At 42.9% G+C, this 21,804-nt stretch carries 18 protein-coding genes; 4 read left to right on the forward strand and 14 right to left on the reverse strand.

What is annotated here, in order from left to right; all coding sequences use genetic code 11:
- Positions 1-213 precede the first annotated feature (213 nt).
- Positions 214-789, forward strand: a complete 576-nt coding sequence (efp, locus tag QL919_RS01375) for an elongation factor P (protein WP_290187806.1) — start codon at positions 214-216, stop codon at positions 787-789.
- 169 nt (positions 790-958) lie between these two features.
- On the opposite strand, the gene QL919_RS01380 is transcribed toward efp, so the two are convergent.
- The 10 genes from QL919_RS01380 to QL919_RS01425 form a co-directional block, all read right to left on the reverse strand.
- Positions 959-2,782: a GAF domain-containing hybrid sensor histidine kinase/response regulator gene (locus tag QL919_RS01380; protein ID WP_290187807.1), complete on the reverse strand. Its 1,824-nt coding sequence runs from the start codon at positions 2,780-2,782 to the stop codon at positions 959-961.
- A gap of 21 nt (positions 2,783-2,803) precedes the next feature.
- Complete coding sequence (locus QL919_RS01385; RefSeq protein ID WP_290187971.1) at positions 2,804-3,652, reverse strand: tRNA threonylcarbamoyladenosine dehydratase; 849 nt, start codon at positions 3,650-3,652, stop codon at positions 2,804-2,806.
- Positions 3,653-3,934: 282 nt separating this feature from the next.
- Positions 3,935-4,918, reverse strand: coding sequence for a TatD family hydrolase (locus tag QL919_RS01390; protein WP_290187808.1), 984 nt, complete (start codon positions 4,916-4,918; stop codon positions 3,935-3,937).
- A 77-nt stretch (positions 4,919-4,995) separates the two neighbouring features.
- On the reverse strand, positions 4,996-5,163 hold the full coding sequence (locus QL919_RS01395) for a hypothetical protein (RefSeq protein ID WP_290187809.1): 168 nt from the start codon (positions 5,161-5,163) through the stop codon (positions 4,996-4,998).
- Positions 5,164-5,487: 324 nt separating this feature from the next.
- Positions 5,488-7,740: a type II secretion system secretin GspD gene (gene gspD, locus QL919_RS01400; RefSeq protein ID WP_290187810.1), complete on the reverse strand. Its 2,253-nt coding sequence runs from the start codon at positions 7,738-7,740 to the stop codon at positions 5,488-5,490.
- Between the two features lie 222 nt (positions 7,741-7,962).
- Positions 7,963-8,874 carry a type II secretion system protein N gene (locus QL919_RS01405; RefSeq protein WP_290187811.1) on the reverse strand — a complete coding sequence of 304 codons (912 nt, stop codon included), beginning with the start codon at positions 8,872-8,874 and terminating at the stop codon, positions 7,963-7,965.
- The gene (gene gspN, locus QL919_RS01410; RefSeq protein WP_290187812.1) at positions 8,875-9,696 is read right to left on the reverse strand and encodes a type II secretion system protein N; all 822 of its coding nucleotides are present in this window, start codon (positions 9,694-9,696) and stop codon (positions 8,875-8,877) included. It lies immediately after the preceding gene.
- A 163-nt stretch (positions 9,697-9,859) separates the two neighbouring features.
- The gene (locus tag QL919_RS01415) at positions 9,860-10,183 is read right to left on the reverse strand and encodes an H-NS histone family protein (protein WP_290187813.1); all 324 of its coding nucleotides are present in this window, start codon (positions 10,181-10,183) and stop codon (positions 9,860-9,862) included.
- 626 nt (positions 10,184-10,809) lie between these two features.
- Positions 10,810-11,445: a single-stranded DNA-binding protein gene (gene ssb, locus QL919_RS01420; RefSeq protein ID WP_290187814.1), complete on the reverse strand. Its 636-nt coding sequence runs from the start codon at positions 11,443-11,445 to the stop codon at positions 10,810-10,812.
- A 123-nt stretch (positions 11,446-11,568) separates the two neighbouring features.
- On the reverse strand, positions 11,569-12,933 hold the full coding sequence (locus QL919_RS01425) for an MFS transporter (protein ID WP_290187815.1): 1,365 nt from the start codon (positions 12,931-12,933) through the stop codon (positions 11,569-11,571).
- Positions 12,934-13,598: 665 nt separating this feature from the next.
- On the opposite strand from QL919_RS01425, the gene uvrA reads away from it, so the two are divergent.
- Positions 13,599-16,505, forward strand: a complete 2,907-nt coding sequence (gene uvrA, locus QL919_RS01430; RefSeq protein WP_290187816.1) for an excinuclease ABC subunit UvrA — start codon at positions 13,599-13,601, stop codon at positions 16,503-16,505.
- A 176-nt stretch (positions 16,506-16,681) separates the two neighbouring features.
- Entirely contained in the window at positions 16,682-17,641 is a 960-nt protein-coding gene (locus QL919_RS01435) for a hypothetical protein (RefSeq protein ID WP_290187817.1), read from the forward strand.
- Positions 17,642-17,939: 298 nt separating this feature from the next.
- On the opposite strand, the gene QL919_RS01440 is transcribed toward QL919_RS01435, so the two are convergent.
- From QL919_RS01440 to QL919_RS01450, 3 genes are all read right to left on the reverse strand, one after another.
- Positions 17,940-18,380: a hypothetical protein gene (locus QL919_RS01440; protein ID WP_290187818.1), complete on the reverse strand. Its 441-nt coding sequence runs from the start codon at positions 18,378-18,380 to the stop codon at positions 17,940-17,942.
- Positions 18,381-18,455: 75 nt separating this feature from the next.
- Positions 18,456-18,653, reverse strand: coding sequence for a DUF503 family protein (locus tag QL919_RS01445; protein WP_290187972.1), 198 nt, complete (start codon positions 18,651-18,653; stop codon positions 18,456-18,458).
- A 133-nt stretch (positions 18,654-18,786) separates the two neighbouring features.
- Positions 18,787-19,644 carry a M48 family metallopeptidase gene (locus tag QL919_RS01450; protein ID WP_290187819.1) on the reverse strand — a complete coding sequence of 286 codons (858 nt, stop codon included), beginning with the start codon at positions 19,642-19,644 and terminating at the stop codon, positions 18,787-18,789.
- A 282-nt stretch (positions 19,645-19,926) separates the two neighbouring features.
- On the opposite strand from QL919_RS01450, the gene QL919_RS01455 reads away from it, so the two are divergent.
- Positions 19,927-20,607, forward strand: a complete 681-nt coding sequence (locus tag QL919_RS01455; protein ID WP_290187820.1) for an alpha/beta hydrolase — start codon at positions 19,927-19,929, stop codon at positions 20,605-20,607.
- Between the two features lie 249 nt (positions 20,608-20,856).
- Here QL919_RS01455 and QL919_RS01460 read toward each other — a convergent pair whose 3' ends face one another.
- Positions 20,857-21,774 carry a LysR family transcriptional regulator gene (locus QL919_RS01460; protein WP_290187821.1) on the reverse strand — a complete coding sequence of 306 codons (918 nt, stop codon included), beginning with the start codon at positions 21,772-21,774 and terminating at the stop codon, positions 20,857-20,859.
- Between the last annotated feature and the right edge of the window lie 30 nt (positions 21,775-21,804).

The following is a 21,804-nucleotide window of genomic DNA, read 5'->3' on the forward strand; positions in this document are numbered from 1 at the left end:
GTATAGATAGTAACTATCTTAGATACTGGTGATTAACGACGCTAATGATGAATGATATTGGATATTACTGAAAACCATCCATCATCAAATATTATTCACCCTAGATATTATAAATAGCAAGTATTACCGTCATTTTTGACACAGTAAGCCCTATATCCAACGACTGAACGATCATATTTACAACCCCTACTTCCCAACCCCTAGGAGTCTCTTGTGGCAAGTTTTTCTACTAATGAATTTAAAGCTGGTTTAAAAGTCATGCTAGATGGCAACCCTTGTGCCATTCTTGAAAATGAGTTCGTCAAACCTGGTAAAGGCCAAGCTTTTAACCGCGTTAAGCTGCGTAACCTTCGCAGCGGTAAGGTATTAGAGCAAACGTTTAAATCAGGCGAGAGCTTGGAAGCCGCTGATGTCTTAGACACTGAAATGAACTATCTATACAACGATGGTGAGTTTTGGCACTTTATGCATCCTGAGAGTTTTGAGCAGCTACAAGCGGACAAGACAGCCGTTGGTGATTCACTAAAATGGCTAAAAGACAATAGCAATGCGCTGTGTGTGATTACCCTATTTAATGGCGTACCATTATCAGTAACACCGCCTAACTTCGTTGAGTTACAAATTACGGAAACCGATCCTGGCGTACGTGGTGATACCTCAGGTGGTGGCGGCAAACCTGCGACACTAGAGACTGGCGCTGTGGTTCGCGTACCTCTATTTGTACAGCAAGGTGAGGTGGTTCGTGTCGATACCCGTACCGGTGATTATCAAACCCGCGTTAGCTCATAACGATAATGCTTTTCAGTATTAGGACGTCATTCATGTTAAGGCAGTATTGATGTCTAAAAGCATCATCTAGCGCTTATTTGACGTTTAACAAAAAAGCTTAACCACTTATTAAAGCGGTTAAGCTTTTTTTATGCTTGTCACATTGATGCTTTTAACAACACTGACTGTCTTACTCTTGCATGGATGAGCGCTGTATCAACCAGTACTGCACCAAAGCGTTTAACTGCTCTTGCTTGAAAGGTTTGGTGCAATAATCTTGCATACCAACGTTTAGATACTTTTCGCGCTCACCATCCATCGCATTGGCAGTCAAAGCGATGATGGGTGGTAACGATTGTGGATCATAAAGCTCGTGTAGCTTGATCGTTGCCTGTACACCATCCAAAATGGGCATATGATGATCCATTAAGATAACATCATAACGCTCGGGCGATAGAGCAAAAATTTCAAGCGCTTGCTGCCCATCAGTGACATGCGTGACCTTATGTCCACTATTGGTCAGCGCTTTTTTGGCGATGATGGCATTGACCGTATCATCTTCAACCAACAGTATATGACCGGCGCGCTCATGACTTGGCTCTGTACTGGTAACATCGATTGAATCTTGCCATGTATCGTATTTATCCGAATCGAGCGTCGGTAGCGGCAACAAAACGCTAAATGTTGTACCAACACCCACCTCACTATCCACCTCTATATGACCACCCATCAAGTCAACCAAAGACTTACAAACAGACAGCCCTAGACCAGTACCACCATACAGACGATGTGTCGATTTATCCGCTTGATCATAAGCATCAAATATCGCATCCAAAGACTCAGGCTTGATACCGACGCCAGTATCTGTGACTTCAATACATAACGTCATATGCTCGTGATAGACCGTGTCATTATCGATTGCTGCATGGTTAGTCACGTTGACAGAGGATTCAAGCATTTTGTCTATTTGAGTATCAACATTGGCGTCATCGCTGCTCTCTTCATCGATGCAATGACAGTTGGGCACATGTGTGACATTGATGCTAACGTGTCCGCCTTCACGAGTGAATTTAATGGCATTATTGACCAGATTGGCGATGATTTGCTTGAGCCGTACTGGATCGCCTTGCACATATGGCGATAGCGACTCAGTATAATGATAGTCTAAAACCAACCCTCGCTGACGTGCCTTGATAGCAAAAAGGCTGACCACCTCATTGCATAACGATGATAAATTCAATGGGATAGAATCAATGGTCATCTTGCCAGACTCAACTTTCGATAAGTCTAAAATACCATTAATAATGGCCATCAAGTGCTCATTGGAAACTTTAATATTATCGATATACTCTTGCTGTTCAGAGCTGAGATTGGTTTCACTCAGCATGTCTACCATACCGATAATACCATTCATTGGCGTGCGTATCTCATGGCTCATGTTGGCCAAAAAATCCGATTTCATCTCATTGGCATGCTTGGCATCGCGCTGCTTATCCTGCAGCTGCAAAGCATCTGCCGCCATCATCGCAAACTGTGCCAATACCTTCGCGTCTTGCTCACCAAAGTCATGATTAGGTTTGGTATCCATGACACATAAGGAACCTAAGCGAAAACTCTTATTATCCTCGTGAAGGATGATTGGTGCGCCTGCATAAAAGCGCAAGTAAGGATCATCTATAACCAGTGGGTTTTGGCTAAAACGACTGTCTTTTGACAAGTCTGCTATCACAAACACTTCATTGGATAGCACTGTATAATTACAAATAGCCACTTCACGCGAGGTTCTACAGACACCGCCTAGCCCGTGACCGGACTTTAAGTACTGCGTTTTCTCATCCATAAAGGTGATGGTGACGATAGGCATATCAAAAAACAGCTTGGCAAGATCAACCAAACGCTTAAATGCTGGTTCATCATTGTCATTTAGCACCTGATACTTTTTTAGCCTATTGATGCGTTCTACTTCATCAAAGGCTACTGGATAGCTCTGCTTGGGCACGTTGGTTGTAGACAAGATGGACTCCATTTAATAATCTCAGACGCTATGCTTGACGTCCGTCTGTTTTATCAATAATTGTAATGCTTCACTCACCATAATCATCGCCACTACTGAGGTAACAACGACGGCTGAGCCGTATCCACCACAGTGCAACCCGCCAGTTTGACAGCTTTTATCTACCCGTGGTGGCTCTGTAGAATACACACATCTAATACCGAACTTTTCTTTCATGGCACTGTTGATGCCTTTTTCATGGCGCAGTTTATTACGTAACTTGGCCAACAGCGGATCTTGATAACTGTCTCGTAGGTCGCTCACTGTAATCTGACTTGGATCCACCTTGCCACCTGCAGCACCGGCACATATCAGCTTTAATTTATTAAAGCGGCAATGCAGTGCAATTGCCAGCTTGGCGCTCATATCGTCTACACAGTCTAAAACCACAATAGGCTTACCTTGTTGAGCAGCGGCTTTGGCTTCCTCTCGAGTCGGCAGTAAGGTTGCGACATTATCCACTGTCAAAAAATCATCGATTAAATGTAAGTGGACTTTAGGGTTTATCTCACGCATACGCGCCGCCATCGCCCCAATTTTGCTTTGACCAAAAGTGCTGTCTAACGCCGGCAGCTGACGATTGACATTAGAAGCAACCAACACGTCCAAGTCAATGAGAGTGATGCTGCCAACTGCCGTACGCGCCAACGCTTCTGCTGCCCAAGAACCAACGCCACCAACGCCAATCACATACACATGAGATGCAGCAAATGTATCTACCGCTGACGAGCCATATAGTGTTCGCGTACCCTGAAAGCGGCGTTCATACTGCTCTTCATCATATTCAGCCTCTTCATGATAATCAGGCTTTTCATGCAGCACATTATCCATATGAGAGCTATCATCTAACTGATCATTATTTAACAGGTGCGTCAAAGGCTCTTGCCCTCTTAAAGCCCCAGCATTCACTGGTTCTAGAACCAATTCCTCACGTTTTTTTGTATCTCTCATCACAGATTGAATGCTCATTTAAATTGTATTTGTTGCTTTTAATGTATTTGGCTCAACCACTAATGTCATAACGGCGTTAACGACAATATTAATAATGGTTTTAATCATTGCTGTCATAATCAGACAGTATAACAGTCAGAAAACCAACGTTGAGATTAATAATTATACTGGATAAGCCCAGTCAGTTTGTAAGGCATTGCAGCTATTTTTCCATAGCTGCTGGGCAAGTTCGGCAGCTGGTACTGATAGTAACTCGCTCAGAGTTGACAACACCCATGGCAGGTTGGCAGGTACATTTCTGTTATGGTTAGGCGCATCACCCCACTCGTTATCTGGGCTTTGTCCGAGCGCTGACTGACTATTATCCGATGTCTGACACATGATAGGAGTCATATCAGGGCAGTCTGTTTCTATCACCAAACACTCAACCCCATAGCTGTCGACAGCTGCTTGAATGGCGCGGCGTAGCTTTTTAGCATTGGGATTAGTGATTTGCCCCGTAACCCCAAGTTTAAAGCCCAATTTTACAAATGCTTTTGCCTCTTGCTCACCACCACTGAAACTATGGGCGATACCGCCAAGCTTATGCGCGTCATAATCATGTGCTTTTAGTATGGCAAGCGCCTCTGCATGTGCCTTACGAATATGTAGCATCACTGGCAACTTATGCGTCACTGCCATGTCCAATTGCACCTTAAAGAACCGCTCTTGTTTGGCAAAGGCCTCAGGCTCTTTCATCTCATCAGTAAAAGTATCTAAGCCGATTTCTCCAATGGCAAGTGGGCGCTTGGCGGCAATTTTTTGTTCCATGTCTGTTAAATGCTTTTCTGTGTGCTGGTCAATATAAAAAGGATGTAACCCCAAAGCAATATGAGTATTCAAAGAAGATTGTGCTTGGTTATCACTCGTTTCTATAGGCTGAGTCATTTTATTCACAGATTGCTCAGTCTCATACATACGATCAAAATGACGATATAAATATCCCACTAACACCAGATGGCGAACCCCTTGGGCATAGGCTTTTTGCACCTGAGTGGCTCTGTCTTCATCGAATACTGGTGCATCAAAGTGGGTATGCGTATCAATCAGTGGATATATATCAGGCAGTGCTTCATCGGTAGTACTCAATGAGTCGAGGATCGTCATAAAGAAATTCCATATTATGGCTTTATCGCTAAGTTTTGGTTTTTCAGCTAAATATAGTATGAGAAGGCTAATGTCATTTACTTTACAGCCATATTTTCAGTGTTACTTTTCTCTGTGTTCTTTTTTCTATTTATATTATAAAGCTCAGTCTCAGTCTTTCGACTGCTGCGCCGAGGAATAATCAATAATGCTGTGGCAACAGCTCCTAACACCAACCACTTTTTTTTATTTATATGCTCTGCCATCATCCTATCCTTTCTTGCATTATCCTTTATGGTATTTCTTGCTCGTCTGAGGGTTACGTAGAGCAATGGCGCACACGCTTAACATCATTGTTACTTTTATTTAGTCCTATGGCGATTTCAGTCTTATAGTATCGGCACTTATTTACGTGTGCTCGGCCATCTAATGATATTAATTATACTTAGATATAAAACCTGCTGTGTTTATAGCGTGTTATGAAAGCGCAAGCTAATGTACGGTGTCATGCTGATTCATCACACCGTACAGGGCTCTAGCTATTGCAAGATTCATTGTTCATTTAAATGAATGGATGTTGAGTTTCGATACTAGCGATTGAGAGGATAAGTAGTCATGCCAGTACTTTGACTGTCTACCTTAGTAAAGCCCTGCGGTGCTGGTTTTGGCGTTTGGTCACGCTTAGGGATGAGTGGGTTCAGCGGCATCAGCTCATAATCGGCACTAACGTCGCCATTCCAGCCTTCTGTACCACTTAATGGCAACTGTTTGATAGTGCCGTTTTTATCGATGACCAGCTGTAACACACGCATTTGATTGAACTTGCGCTCTGTGACGCTAGCGACCGCGCCGCCATCACGAAGAATGGTTGGCTGCAAGAATATGATTAAGTTACTCTTTTGGGTGGTGTCGTTATCAGAACGGAACAATCGACCAATCAAAGGTACATTGCCTAAACCTGGGACTTTTTGTTGACGTGTCGTTGTGTTATCACGCATCAAGCCGCCTAGCGCAATAGTCTGCTGGTCATCCGCTAAAATCGTGGTATTAATAAGACTTTTATTGGTAATCAAACCGCTGGCGTTTCCAGCACTACCAGGAACCACCGATGATACTTCTTGTGAGACTTCTAACCGCACGGTGCCATTTTCGCCGATATGTGGAATCACATTGAGATTGATACCGATATCTTGGCGATCAATGGTCTGAAAAGGGTTATTCGAAGAGTCACCACTGGTGGTATAAGAACCTGTGACAAAAGGTACGTTTTGACCAACCAAAATACTGGCTTTTTCATTATCCAACGTCAAAATCGATGGCATAGAAAGCAGATTGGCACTGGTAGAAGAATCAAGTGCTTGCAAGATAGCACCATAAAACTGGGTATTGCCCTGGCTGTCTTTGCTGCTATCACCGATACCAATTAAAGCGCCCGCTATCGAACCTGCAGCTGCGCTAATACTGGCAGCACCGCCACCTGACAACGCGGCGGCGGCAAGCGACACCGCGCTGGCGCCAGCGTTATTAAAGTTTACAACGCCATAACCACTATTGGCATTACCAAGCGCCCACTGCACACCAAGCTGAGTCGCATCGTCACCTGACACCTCGACAATTGCTGCTTGAATCAGTACCTGTGCGCGACGGCTATCTAACTGATTGACAGCATCTTCGATTTCAAACATTAGCTCAGGTGCAGCATTGACGATGACTGCATTTTGGGTTTCATCAGCGATGATGCTAAAGGGTCGACCACCAATACCGCTGCTAGCACTACCAGAGCCTGCACCACCAGATACCGATGTGGTGGCAGTGTTGTTATTCAGAACGTCACTCGCGGCGCTGGTCAACGCCGCACCTGCATTATTGGCGTCATTCAGCGATGCTGACTCTAAGGTAGACGTCGCGCCAGCACTATTTATCGACTGATTGGCCAACAGTCCGCGAAGCATCTCTGCGATGTGTCCTGCACTGGCATACTTTAGTCGAAAGACACGCAGACCGCTTAAGCGTCTAGTGGGCGTGGTATCCAACTGAGCGACCATCTCTTGGACTTTAGCAATCATCTCAGGACTACCTTTCACCAATAGCCTATCACTAGAAGTATCCGCTATTACTTTGAGCTGGTTGCTGCCACCCTGTGCCTGTCCGCTGCCAGCACTTGCCACTAAAGCACTTATTAATTCCATCATGCGCTCAGCATCGACATGACGTAGTGGTATCACATGCAAGCTATCATTCACATTGCTGTCCAAATCACGGATAAGCGCCGTTAATTGGTTCAGGCTATCTGCACGATCAGACAATACTAAAGCATTGACACCAGGCACAGCAGCAGCATGAGCAGACTGGGGCATCAGCGGACGGATAACGCCTAATACTTCTGCCGCTTGAGTGTTGGTCAAATAAATCACCCGCGTTGCCAAGGCTTCGCCAACACTATCACCGCGCAAATCAACCGCCACGCCAGACTGTTTGGCGACATTGTCTGGCACCAATTTAATCGTCGTCCCCGAGTCGATTGCAGCAATACCATTGACTTGCATCACACTCAGAAATAGCTGATAAATCTCATCACGCGACAAGGCTTTGTTAGAAATAACTGTCACATTGCCATTAATACGTGGATCAAGAACAAAGTTCTGATCCGTGATGGTCGCCACTTCATTAATGAAAGCCTTAATATCGGCATCTTGTAAGTTGACCTTCCAACTCTCAGCACTCGCCAGACCTGTACTGGCCGCCCACAATGGTAGCGCTAAACACAGAGGGCGGCACATACGCATCAGACGATGCAAGACATGGTGCAAAGGCGTGACTGAAAATTTATGAGAACTTACCATATTGATAACTACCTGCAGTGATGTTGCTAAATATGTGCTAGATTTTGGGTCAAAAGCTGAATAGCGAGTATTTTAAAACCACTGTTTTAGTGTGAGTGAGATAAAACAACGTTGGCTAAAGTAATTTGGCGCTTTGCGTTTGAGTTAATGGTGCGTTATATGGCGCGCTTTATATAAAGACGCTGATATATAAATTAAAAAACAACCAATCGTCACAGCATATTAAAACTGCTGACGAATGGTAATGACCTGTTCACCCCGTTGCACCTCTATTTGTGCTTCACCGGTTTGCTGCACTTGCTGCAATACGCTGGCATCTTGCGCAGGATTATTGCCCACACTTTGACCATTTACGGTCAGTACCTTATCACCCGGTTCAAGCCCCAAACGATTACGAAGTTTGGCTGGCATCGCTGCTGTTACTTGATAACTTTCACCTGAAGCCATCACGCCCATTCTACTCAGATAGCTGGCAGGATTTTCCTGCAGCTCAGTGACCGCCTCTTCAATCGCTGATTGTGGGCTGTCTTCACTACTGCTTTCTGCCGTAGGGTCTGTATCGGTTGGCGACGCGTTGCTTGGCACTGGCATCGGAGCAGTCGGCAACATGTTATTATCAGGCAAACGCTGATTACTGACTGCGCCTGCCATCATATCGCTTTGATCCAGTGGCATGGCATCAGCCATTCTAATAACGGTTTGCTTATCACTGGCATCAGCGATGATCACAGCGTTCCAATCAACTGCCACCAACGTGTACCCGCTGTCTTTTAAGCTATCGCCAATACGATAGTTTTTTACTTCACCATTGACGTCCAGTAGTGCTGAAGACATGCTCTCTGGTATGGCCAACAATACCCCTTTTAGACCGACATTAGGCGGTGGTTGCACTGCTGCAGCGATAGGATCAGGGTCGGCAAAAATAGCAAACAGACCACTATTATCGTTGCCTGACGTTGTACTGCTTTGCAATGGCGCTAAGGGCAATGTAGGTGCTAAAGGCGCCGCCATCAATAACCATAATAGCCGTGCTGCTGTCCAACATAGCCAAACAATGGCCAACAACAACAGCCACCCTGAAAAGCGATTGAGAATATTGACGATAGGTTTTAGGGTGGCGCTCGTATTAGCCATCTAGCGCGCTCCCAAACCAGCCAATAATGGCTGACGAACACTGACGACTGAGGTGTCTTGCGGCGCTTGTCCTTGATACTCAGGCATGTTTTCTAGTAGACGCTGGGTCAAACTGACATCTAACATATTGTCCCCATCAAGATATAAGTCACCCAAGCGCTTATCTTGATTGTTCAATAAGTTAACATGCAGCAAATTTTTATTATTCTTTTGTTCCGCACTCAGCTCAGCACGCATCGCAGGCATGGTGATATAAAAAACCTTACCGCCGCTAGGATAGCCCACTTCACCGCCGACCCATGTCAGCTGACCATCTGCTTGACTAAATCCAGACCGCTTATTGCTCGACTCATTATTTGAGTTGCTGCCTGAGTGTCGTTTTAGCGATACTGCATTGACTTGAATCGGCGTATTTGGCAATTGCCAATCAACAACGCGAGCTAAAGTTTCAGGTGCAATCTTGCCGCTCATATTATCGATTTGCCATGAATTGAGACCCAGCTTTACTTGCCCGTTGAGTCTGGTCTGCTCAGAATAAATATCGACCTCTGCACCCAGTTTACCTAATAATAAATACCAAGGCTGCCACGACCAGCCCGCTGTGCCTGTTAGCGGAGTCGCTGAGCTTGGTATTTGCCAAATCGCAGAGCCTTGCCATAAATTACCCGAGATATGCTGTACATAAGGCGTATCAGGCGCATACTTCTCTAATAACCAAGACGCTGGCATCTGCAAGACCGCAAATACCGCAAATAATATAAACCCAACCAGCCACCACAGCTTACGGGGACGCTTATGAGACGACGTGGATACTTGGGGCACGGTTGCACAACTCTTATATCAGACAAAAACGTCATTATCATAACAAACAATGGCCTATAGATGACAGAAAAAAAGCCAGTATCTTTTCACCAAATTACTGGCAAAAAACATACTGACTTCTATCTATTGCTTTGCTTATTCACTAAGCGCTATCTATGACTCATTAAATAGCAAATTCTTCAACATTACGACCTGCTGCTAACGCCTCGACCAACCAAGTCGGCTTACGCCCACGACCCGTCCATGTTTCTTCGGCATTGTCGGTATTACGGTACTTAATACTGCGTTTCTTCTCTAGGGTTTCACCCGCCTTCAAAATCTCTTCGATGGTCGCATTGCTGTCTTCTGCAATTTTTTCAAACTGCACATAAGCATCATATAAACGCTGATGCTGTTTTTTAGCAATAAGCTGCTGGGCATTTTCAGTGATGGCACGTAGCTCATCTACGTTTAAACTGTCTAAATCAATTGCGCTGTTTTTGCTCATAGTAAATCCAGTTATAAAATAGGAAAGTTGACCTTAATAAACACAATACTGACTACTAAGGGCTTAAAATGAATCATTTATCTAAGATTAAAACATTAACGACTACAAGCTTATCTTTCATCATTAAATACAATCATGAAGTTTATGAACAAACCTTATCTATAAATCGACAAATATTTAAAATTTTACTCATTATCGTGTTGATATGCATGCCAATAAACACAGATAGCTTATATACTTATATATCATAAACTTAAATAACTTATAGGCGCAGTTAATATAAACAAAAACATCAATGATAACAACAGTACATTATTATATTTTTATAACTGAAATTAATAAATCGTTAATCCAAGTAAATATATGGGCTAATTTTCATCGATATTATTTATATAGAGCGCCTTATATAAACATCTTTTTATTTATAAAGTAAACCAAAGCCGACTTATAAAAAAAGCATTTATAGATATAACTCATAAGCTACTGTAAACATAAATCTGTTTTATGGTAAACCTAAACGATAAACTCTAATCTCTTAATACATTTTGGATATAAAAATAGCTCAATGATAGTAATATCAATGAGCTAAGGGTTTGTAAATACAATATCTTTTTATTATATAAGATTTAGAACGGTATATCGTCATCTACAGGACCATCTGGCATGGCTGTCGGTTTTGGTTGTGCAGGCTTTTGCGCTTGCTGACCAAATTGGTTAGGCTGAGCAGGAGCGCTTTGGTTATTGAAGCCGCCCTGATTGCCACTTTGTGCCATACCTTGAGCTGCTGCACCGCCAGCTTGATTGTAGCCGCCTTGCTGACCACCAAAGTTGTTTTGATTGCTTTGACCGCCTTGATTACCATAGCCGCCACTGCCCTGATTTGAGTTTTGACCACCAAAGCTATTATCGCCTTGACCGCCACCACCTGTCGCGCCATCAAGCATCTGCATTTGCTCAGCACGAATCTCGGTAATATAACGGTCTTGACCATTGGGATCTTGGTATTTACGGGTACGTAAGCTACCTTCGATATAGACCTTACTGCCTTTACGCAAATATTGCGCTGCGATTTCACCCAAACGGTTAAACAATGAAATGCGATGCCATTCGGTCGCTTCTCTTTTTTCGCCGCTTTGTTTGTCTGTCCACTGTTCCGATGTCGCAACCGAAATATTGGTCACGCTACCGCCGTTACTAAATTGACGTGCCTCAGGGTCTGCTCCAAGGTTACCGATAATGATAACTTTATTAACTCCGCGCATGGTACCGTCCTTTTACTTATGAATAATTTAATGAATCGTGTTAATCATGATCTAATGGAGCCAATTTGGTCCACCGCACATTAATACTATCAGTAATATGAATTTACTTTAACCAATTTTTGTCTAAATATCTAGGGGGCTTTGTGCTAGATGCGACAGCTCTTGTCGCGAGGTATCTGTCAGCTGGGTTTTGTCCAACTTCAGATAGGCCACTTGCTCTTTTGCCATGACGACCAGCTCATCCACGCCATCTACTGCCAGCATTTGACGTGACCAGTCTTGAATATTGATACCCTTAGGGATAGTGACTGTGGTACTCGAGAGATAAGGCGGCTGAGCAATAGGCATAATAAGGAGCAGCGCTGCCCCCATGATGATAGCAAGTATGCCCCACGCCAACATATTTGGCTGTGTCAACAATAAGCCGCCCATCGCCCCGCCAACAAAAGCACCGAAAAACTGACTGGATGAGTTGAGTCCCATCGCCGTTGCTTTATTCGCTACTGGCGCTCGCTTAGATATCCATGATGGAATGGTGGCTTCGAGTAAGTTAAAGCCCATAAAGTAGAGTAATAGCCCTAAGATAATACCTATCCCGACATGACTACCGAATGCTAATAGTGCCAAAGAGGCTGTCATTAACGCTAGCGCCCCTAGAAATACTTGGCGCATTTTACGTTTCTTTTCGGCGATGATAATAAATGGAATGGCGACGGCAAAGCCAATAAATAACAATGGCAAATACACCAAGCCTTGCTGGCGCACAGACAACCCCATCACATCACTCAGCTGATGTGGCAAAATGACAAATATCGCTGTCATCGTTAGATGTAAGGCAAATATACCGATATGCAAACGGTTTAAATCACCGATTTTTAGCACGCTGGCCAATTGCTGACCAATCGACTTATTATCCAAATTGTGCTTGAGCACTCTCATTGGCGTAGGTACCACAAATAGCAGTAGCATGGCTAAAACAGCAAACCCTGATGTCAACCAAAACAGTCCGGAAATACCAAGCGAGCCGACCAATAACGGCCCGAAAGCAAAAGCCAACATGATAGAGGTCGCAATGGTCAAGCCCATCGTCGCCATCGCTTTTGTACGCATCTCTTCTCGTGTCACATCAGCGAGTAATGCCATCAATACCGCAGATACCGCGCCACTACCTGCCAGCGCCCGGCCAATAATAACTTCATAAATATCAGTCGCATTAGCAGCAATCATACCGCCAAGCGCAAATAATATCAGACCTAAGAATATAATAGGTTTACGGGGAAACTTATCCGCAGCAAGACTCATCGGTATCTGGAAAATAGCCTGCCCTAATCCATAAATACCGACCGCCAAACCAATCAGAAACGGTGTGGCATGCGCATAATTATCACCATACACAGAAAATACTGGCACAATCATAAACAAGCCAATCATCCGCAAGGCGAATATACCACCGACCCCAAGGATTGCCCGTTTTTCTACGCTATTCATATTTGCCTCACTGGTTCATCATTGCTGATTTATCACGACTGCGCTGCTCATACTATTATGACGCTATCAAAACTCTAGCCTAAAAATTAAGCCCCCTAGTATAAGACATTCGCCGTTTGGTTGCCGAGACTTTTGTCTTATGACTATCGCTTCCCACCTAACATCAACTTAAGCCTTTCATATTAGACAAGAATTTTGTTACCAAGTGCATCTGATGCGTCACGATACCTTGAATAATGCTGCTACCATGACAATAAAGTAAAGCGTCGCAAGCGTTAATATACAACCATCGTTACGCAACCAGACATGATGACTATTGCTTTTCCGGACTGATAAAACACTTATAAAATATAAAACAAAGAAAAACCTCAAAAGATTGGCCAAAAGAGACAGTATTTAGAAGACGTGGTTATATGTTGTTATAAATAGCCATTCTAGATAACCGTTTAAGATGATAAAGCATTAAGATAACCGTTTATATCGCTTTACTTTATATTGCTTTATATTGCTTTAAAAAGTTATTAACCTTTTATAAAGCAATATAAATTTAAAACCATTGAAGCTTTTGATTAACCCACTCGACCTTATTTTTTTAACACTATTCGTTCTTTTAACACTTAGACATTTTTTATATATTATTTTAGCAAATAGGAAACCTATTAATAATGGCACATGACCATATCGCAATACGCGGCGCACGTACGCACAATCTAAAAAACATCGACTTAGACATTCCACGAGATAAATTTGTGGTGATTACTGGTTTATCAGGTTCTGGTAAATCATCGCTGGCCTTTGATACGCTTTATGCTGAAGGGCAACGCCGTTATGTCGAGAGCTTATCGGCCTACGCACGTCAGTTCCTATCGCAAATGGAGAAGCCGGATGTCGATAGTATCGAAGGCCTATCTCCTGCGATTGCTATCGAGCAGAAATCAACCAACCATAACCCGCGCTCAACAGTCGGTACCATTACCGAGATTTATGACTATTTGCGTCTGCTCTATGCGCGTATCGGTACGCCCTTTTGCCCTGAGCACAATGAGCCAATGGTGGCGCAGTCGGTCACCGAAATGGTTGATCAAATCATGGCACTGCCAGATGACACAAAATTAATGATACTTGCGCCAGTGGTTCGTGAGCGTAAAGGTGAGCATACGGTGTTGCTTGAGCAGCTAATTGGTCAAGGATTCGTACGCGTACGCGTCGACGGTGATGTCTACGATACTGATGAGCTACCGACACTCGATAAAAAGAAAAAGCATACCATCGAAGTCGTCGTTGACCGCTTTAAAGTTCGTGATGACTTAGGCAACCGCGTTGCTGAAAGTTTGGAAACCGCCCTACGTTTAGGACAAGGATTAGTGACGCTGCACTTTATGGATGGCAATCCAAAAGAAGGCGGTGATGCTAATCAGGTCATGTCAGCCAAGCATTCTTGCCCTGTTTGTGATCGCGCTGTGTCTGAGCTCGAACCGCGTATGTTCAGTTTTAACAATCCGTATGGTGCTTGCCCAAGCTGTGATGGTCTCGGTAAACGTCAGTATTTCTCAGCCGAAAAACTGATAACCCACCATGAAAAATCGCTCAATCAAGGCGCGATTAATGGTTGGGATAAGCGTCACGCGTATTACTTTGGTTTGCTTTCGACTGTTTGTAAACACTTTAAGATTGATATGGATGCGCCGTGGCAAGAGCTGCCAAAAGCGCAGCAAGATCTCATCATGCATGGCTCTGGTAAAGAAAAACTAACTTTTAACTTTACCGATGAGCGCGGTCGTAAAACCAATAAGACTGTACCGTTTGAAGGCGTGCTGCCTTACTTGGAACGTCGTTATGCCAAAACGCAAAGTAACCTAGTCCGTGACGAGCTGGCAAAATATTTGGCGGATACCACGTGTAACGTCTGTGATGGCGCGCGTCTGAATGAGATATCACGCAATGTCCGCGTAGACGACCAAACCATCGCAGAAATCGTTAAGCTGTCTATCGGTGATGCGGCTGACTATTATAAAACGCTAAAAATTGGCGGTCATAAAGGTGAAGTTGCAGAAAAAATCTTTAAAGAGATTAATGAGCGTCTAAATTTCCTTGTCAGTGTCGGACTTGATTATCTATCGCTTGCTCGCTCTGCTGAAACGCTATCGGGCGGTGAAGCGCAGCGTATTCGTCTGGCTAGCCAAATTGGCGCTGGTCTCATGGGTGTCATGTATGTACTCGATGAGCCGTCAATCGGTCTGCATCAGCGTGACAATGATCGCTTACTAAAAACCTTAACGCGCTTACGTGATTTGGGTAATACGGTACTGGTCGTTGAGCATGATGAAGATGCGATTCGCCAAGCGGATCACGTCATCGATATTGGTATCGGCGCAGGCGTACATGGCGGCCATATCATCGCCCAAGGTACGGTCAATGACATCATGGCCAATAAAGAATCACTGACTGGACAATATATGTCTGGTAAGAAAAAAATCGAGATTCCAAGCATTCGTCATAAAGCCAAAACCATCGAGTCGGAAGTCAAAGGTAAAGCTAAGCCCAAGCAAGTCGCGATGACCATTGAGCTAAAAGGTGCATCCGGCAACAACTTACACGATGTTGATTTGACCTTACCAATCGGTATCATGACTTGTATCACTGGGGTTTCGGGTTCTGGTAAATCAACTTTGATTAATCGTACCTTAATGCCACTTGCAGCCACCCAGTTAAATAATGCGTCAACACTCATCGCTGATAAGCATGAGAGTATCACTGGTCTTGAGCATTTGGATAAAATGGTCGATATCGATCAAAGCCCGATTGGTCGTACGCCGCGCTCCAACCCAGCGACATATACCGGTGTCTTTACGCCAGTACGTGAAATGTTTGCACAAACGCAAGAAGCGCGGGCTCGTGGTTACAAAGCCGGTCGATTTAGCTTCAACGTCAAAGGCGGACGCTGTGAGATGTGTCAAGGTGATGGTCTGATCAAAGTTGAGATGCATTTCTTACCTGACATGTATGTGCCGTGTGACACTTGTGAAGGTAAACGCTATAACCGTGAGACTTTAGAGATTCACTATAAAGGTAAAACCATCGCGGACGTGCTCGATATGACTGTTGAAGATGCGACTGAGTTCTTCTCAGCCATTCCAGCGATTTATCGTCGCCTGCAAGCGCTCATGGATGTTGGTCTCAGCTATATTCGCCTCGGTCAGTCTGCGCCAACGCTATCTGGCGGTGAAGCGCAGCGGGTTAAATTAGCGCGTGAGCTTGCCAAGCGTGATACCGGACAGACGCTCTATATCTTGGATGAACCAACCACAGGTTTGCATTTCCATGATATCGATAAGCTGCTCAATATCTTGCATACTCTACGCGATAAAGGTAATACCATCGTGGTCATCGAACACAATCTTGACGTTATCAAAACGGCGGATTGGGTGATTGATCTTGGCCCTGAAGGCGGCAAAGGTGGCGGACTTATTATCGCTGAAGGTACGCCCGAGGAAGTAGCAGAAGTCAAAGGCTCATATACTGGTGAGTTCCTGAAGCCGATGCTTAAGCAAAAGATGAAAGAAGTGAGTTAATAGAAGTTAGGTAATAATTGATGAGAAGGCTACTCTTTAGGGGGTGGCTTTTTTTGTTTTTATATGGATTGAAAGTATTTATAGAAAACACTATAATCTTTCGAGCTAAAAAAATACTCAGAGCAAACTCTTAGGAGACGATGAGTTATCATAATTAATTAGTAGGATAACTAATAATGACTCAAGACACTACGCAACTAATAATTAAAGATGATAACGCATATAAATTGGCACAAGCTCTATATAATACTGTAACTGGAAAAACTGAAAGCTTATCAAGGAGTTACTCTGATAATTACGAGGTGAATAATGAACCTATAGTTCAACTATATAATAAAATGGTTCAAACTTATGCTCAATGGGAAGTAATAAGTAGAAACGAAAATATAACTATATTTCATATTGATAACAGTAAGCAGGTTTTTTCATCTATTGACAGATTTCAAGGATATGACAAAAGCAGTACTTCCCCTGTAGAAAACATTGTTATTACTTTCAATGTGCTTCTGGGTCTTTCTAATGTTGAGAAACCTCAGCCTTATAAAATTTTAATAAATATAACTTCTAAAATTGCTGCTAAACATAAAGCCAAATCGAATAATTCCACAAGGTTGTTATATCGATTATTTAAAGGACAAATCATAACTATTCAAATTGAGCATATAGATTCTATAGTTGCTAAAAACATGCTACTTACAGTAGATAGTTGGATATCCGAGATTGAGCTCAATAAGAAAAATAAATTTATAGTGCTGCTACAAAGTAAATCACACTGGTTTCCAATATTTACAAGCATAGCGATGTTTCTTATATCGGCTTACACTTGCTATTATCTAATTGAAGTAATCAATTTAGATTTCACTGTTAATGTGAACAACCTGAAATACTTGGTATCAACCATTGGTATTATTGGTATGTTCTATTTTTCAGGAGGAATTCTGGGGAAATTTTTAGAAAATTCGATTGATAGAATAGATGAATTAAGTTATATACATTTAAACAATGGTGATAAAAAAATTCTAGCTAAAGCTAAGTCTAAACTAAATTGGAACTACGCTAAATCTATAGCTTGGTTTGCAATACTTACTCTTCAAGCTATTTTCGCATCTACTATTGCGACTTGGATTTTATCTTAGAATCACTCTTAATAAGATTTTTCCCTAAATCCTTATATTACGATATTATCTTATAGGTTGGTTAGCTCGCAGATTAGGTTGACCAGAGAAACCCAACTGTCTCATATTCATCAAAACCATCTCGTTGGGTCTCATCCTTCGACACCAACCTACAATCTAAATACGAAATCACCTACAATCCGTAGGTTGGCGTGGAGCTTGCGACCCCCAACATCATAACTTAAGATAAATCATCAACCCTAACTTGCAGACCGATATTCAATATCGAAGACACTACTAGCAAGGATTGCACTAAATTTTAATCATTTTTCGTTTCTGTTTTTAAATAGTAATGTCCATTAATCATTATTAGTACATTGCCCAATACTATGACAGCATGACTGCCTACCCACAGCCAATATCCTAGAGCATATCTTGTAGTCATACTGCTATGTCCCGCCTCAGTAACAACTACCTCATCAAACATTAAGAATGACACTGCAATTAAAGTAGATAATAAGCTCAATAAAAAAGATGTTTTACGATACTTAATAAGTAACCATGCCAGAATTAATAACGGATTAGCAAACCAAGTAAGTGTTTCATTACCCCCAATGAACATCCCAAATATGCCAAAAATAAAAGCCATCATTGAATGCATGCAACCTTCGGCGGTACAGTATGATTCTTGAGTTAAAGCCAAAAGCATCAAACCAATAGAAACACCGAGCGTTATTTTTAGTAAAGTACTAACTTTCATTAACTATCCCAAGAACAATTAGCTCATAAACTCGTAAAAATTGCGACACTCGAAAATACAATAAGGTCGCGTTGTTTAGATAAACTCCCTCTCAACATTCATCACCCGCGCATCTACCGTCCGTTCTATCTTTTCCTCAATTTGGCTGCATTGCGACTCCACCTCACGTTTAGACAGCCCAACGATCACAAACGTCCATTCTCTGGCATCATGCCGATCACCCTCACCGCTCTCACAGACCGCGACGCTTGGCGTATTGCCAAATGAGTACAGCTTGCCACACCTAGCCCTTAAGACATAAGATAACCATCAAATCAGCCACTTGTACATATCCTTTTGCAAAAAAAAGATAAGTCGTTTGACTTACCTTTTGTGGTAACATTTACTTTTTTGAATACTTACTGAGTTATTTACGCTTAATAGTTCTAGTAGTAGTGGCGTTAGTAGTTACTCCAGTAGTTGCCTTAGCAGGTGCTTTAGCCGCCGCTTGATAGACTGGCATAACTTCAGGTAACAGGGCCTGAATTTTAGCGATACGCTGCCCAGAGTTTGGATGCGTAGACATCAAAGTAACTATCGCATTACTACGACCATTGGCGGCCTCCATTTTTTGCCATACTGCAATTGCAGCTTCTGGATTGTAGCCTGCCTGCGCCATCAAACGTAAACCACCAGCATCGGCTTGTGATTCTTGACTACGAGAAAACGGCTTATCAAGGCCGTAGTCACTAATTAAACTCATTGCCTCAGCATTTAGTCCTGTTTTTTCCTGTATCGCAGCACCACCTAATTGAAGCGCTAAGCCGGTCAGAATTTTTTGCCCAGCATCTTTTTTACTGTGCTCAGATAATGCATGGGTCATTTCGTGTCCCATGATCGCAGCAATCTCTGCATCTGTTAACTTCAACTTTTCTACAATACCGGTGTAAAAAGCCATTTTGCCACCAGGCATTGCCCAAGCATTTAATTCAGGTGAACGTATAACTGTAACTTGCCAGTCAAAAGGAACACCTGTTGTATTAGCACGAACGGCATAAGGCTTCATACGATTGAAGACGTTTTTAACTCGAATAGCAGTGGCAGAAGTATTATCTACTGCGCCTTGACCATTAGCTTTAGAAACCACTTGAGAGTAACTTTTAGCCGCATTAGTATTTAGCGTAGCAGTATCGTACCCTGCCATATCGGCTACAGTGGTACAACCTACTAAAGTTGTAATAGTAGTCAAAAATAAAGCATTTTTTATTTTGTTAACAGTTTTCATTAAACGTCCTAGTTGAGAGGTATATTTAAATGGCTAAATTGAAGCTAATAAATTTATTAGTTCAAAAATTCGCTACCAAAATCCATGTCATGCAAGACACCAATTAATAGCAACATACACATTAGCAATGTAACTAGCATGTAAGTAATGTGTCTAAATTACCACAAAATATTATCACTCTAAGGAACAAAAGTCTATTAAATATAGTTTATCTGTTAGCAGTAGCAAGTTCCACGCCAACCTACGTGTTATTATTGGCTAAACGAGATAAGGATATCTTTAATGAAAATCAAAAACCACGCAAAAATAAAGAAGTTAACATCGAAAGCAAAAAGAACTGTTGTCAGAACAATTATCAACCTGCCAAAACCTATTCTAAGAAAAATCGCTGGCAAGCCTATCGTTATAGATGATCAGACCTTGGATGTCTCAGTGCAAGTCATCTTAAAGCTGTTTGGTTCACCGCCTGATCAATTAGCGAGCGTGGCAAGTACGCGTAGTCAAATCGATGGACAAGGCCCGTTGTTAGCGCAGTCAAATCAGAAAGACATCATCAGCGATGAGTTTAAGCTCGACGTGTCGGATGGTGAGAGCATTCGCTTGCGTCGTTATCGCCATCGAAATACTATTGACAAAAGTCAGCCTGCTCTAGTGTTTTATCACGGCGGTGGCTATGTTGCTGGCTCGCTTGAATCACATGATTTGCTTTGTCAGCATCTAGCGAATAATGGCAATTGCACTGTCATTGCAGTTGATTACCGCTTAGCGCCTGAGCATCCCTTTCCCACTCCTGTCAATGATGGATTGAGCGCTTATCTTCATGTTGCGAATAATGCCGCTAAGTTTGGCGCTGATGCGACGCGTCTAGCGGTTAGCGGTGATAGAGCAGGAGGCAACTTAGCGGCTATCGTGGCACAGCAAACCAAAGACGACACCTATCCTCCAAAGCTGCAATTGTTATGAGTGCCTTGGGTAGATATGAGTCGTGAACGTGAATCATTTGAGTTGCTTGCTACCGGATTCTTTTTGGAGCGGGCATAGAGAATGAGCTTACGGTTTATGAGACGCTACCACCTCTATTTTCTCTTTTTGCAGGAGAGATAGAAGACGCTAAAGTAGCATTTTATGATGTGACTCTTGGGCTGCGAGGGCTGTAGAATATTGTTGAAATATCCATAGGATGCAGGAGAGTACACTAACCATCGCTGTATATTATAAATCTCGTAATTGCTCGATTAGCCAACGGTGAATGCCACTGTCATTGGTACGTGGATGCCAAGCGGCTATTATCTTAAAGGTAGGCGGTAGGGCTTCTACTTTAAGCGCTTTAACTTTACTGTTTGGCAGTAGTCGCGCGGGATAAAAGGCAATCATGTCAGTGGTATGCAAAATATCTGGCACAGCTGAAAAGCTAGGCACTGACATCACAATGTTTCGCTTAAGCCCTTTTTCGGCAAACCACTGATCATGAGAACCGCGCAAGTTGGCACGCGAAGGCGATACCACCAGCTGCGGGTGTGCTGCAATTTGTGCCAGTGTGAATATCTCTGTTGCGAACTCGTTTTTATAACCTGTAATGCATAAATGTTGTTCTTCAAACAAAGTGACATAAGATAAATTATCAGGGATAAACTCTGGAAAGGTAAGCAGTAAATCAAGTTCGCCTGCCGCAATAAGCTGATTGATGTTGTCTGAGGCAAAATCTCGCACTATCAATTTTAAGTTAGGCGCTTCACGGCGCGTTAGATTAAACAACTGCGGTAATAATGCCTGCGTCGCATAATCGGTCACACTAATCGTAAAAACACCTTTATAGGTTTGCGGCGTAAACACATCCGGCTCCAAGAGCACCTCTAACTGTCTTAATATATCGTTAATAGGTTGCTGCATCGATAGTGCTTTTGGTGTGGGCACCATGCTATTTCCTTGACGAATAAACAGACGATCATCAAATAGATCACGTAGCTTACGCAGCTGCTCACTGATAGCTTGTTGGGTTAAGCCCATTTTGCGTGCAACTTTTGATAGGTTCTTTAGATCAAGCAATGCCTGTAGCACTCTGAGCTGTTTGATATCAAGCCGATTTATACCATTCATCATCTGTACCATTAATAATTGTATCTTCAACAAGAAAACGTTGTTCCTAATTGTACCTCTAAA

The sequence above is a fragment of the Psychrobacter sp. APC 3426 genome (assembly GCF_030408035.1).
In the GTDB taxonomy this organism is placed as follows: domain Bacteria; phylum Pseudomonadota; class Gammaproteobacteria; order Pseudomonadales; family Moraxellaceae; genus Psychrobacter.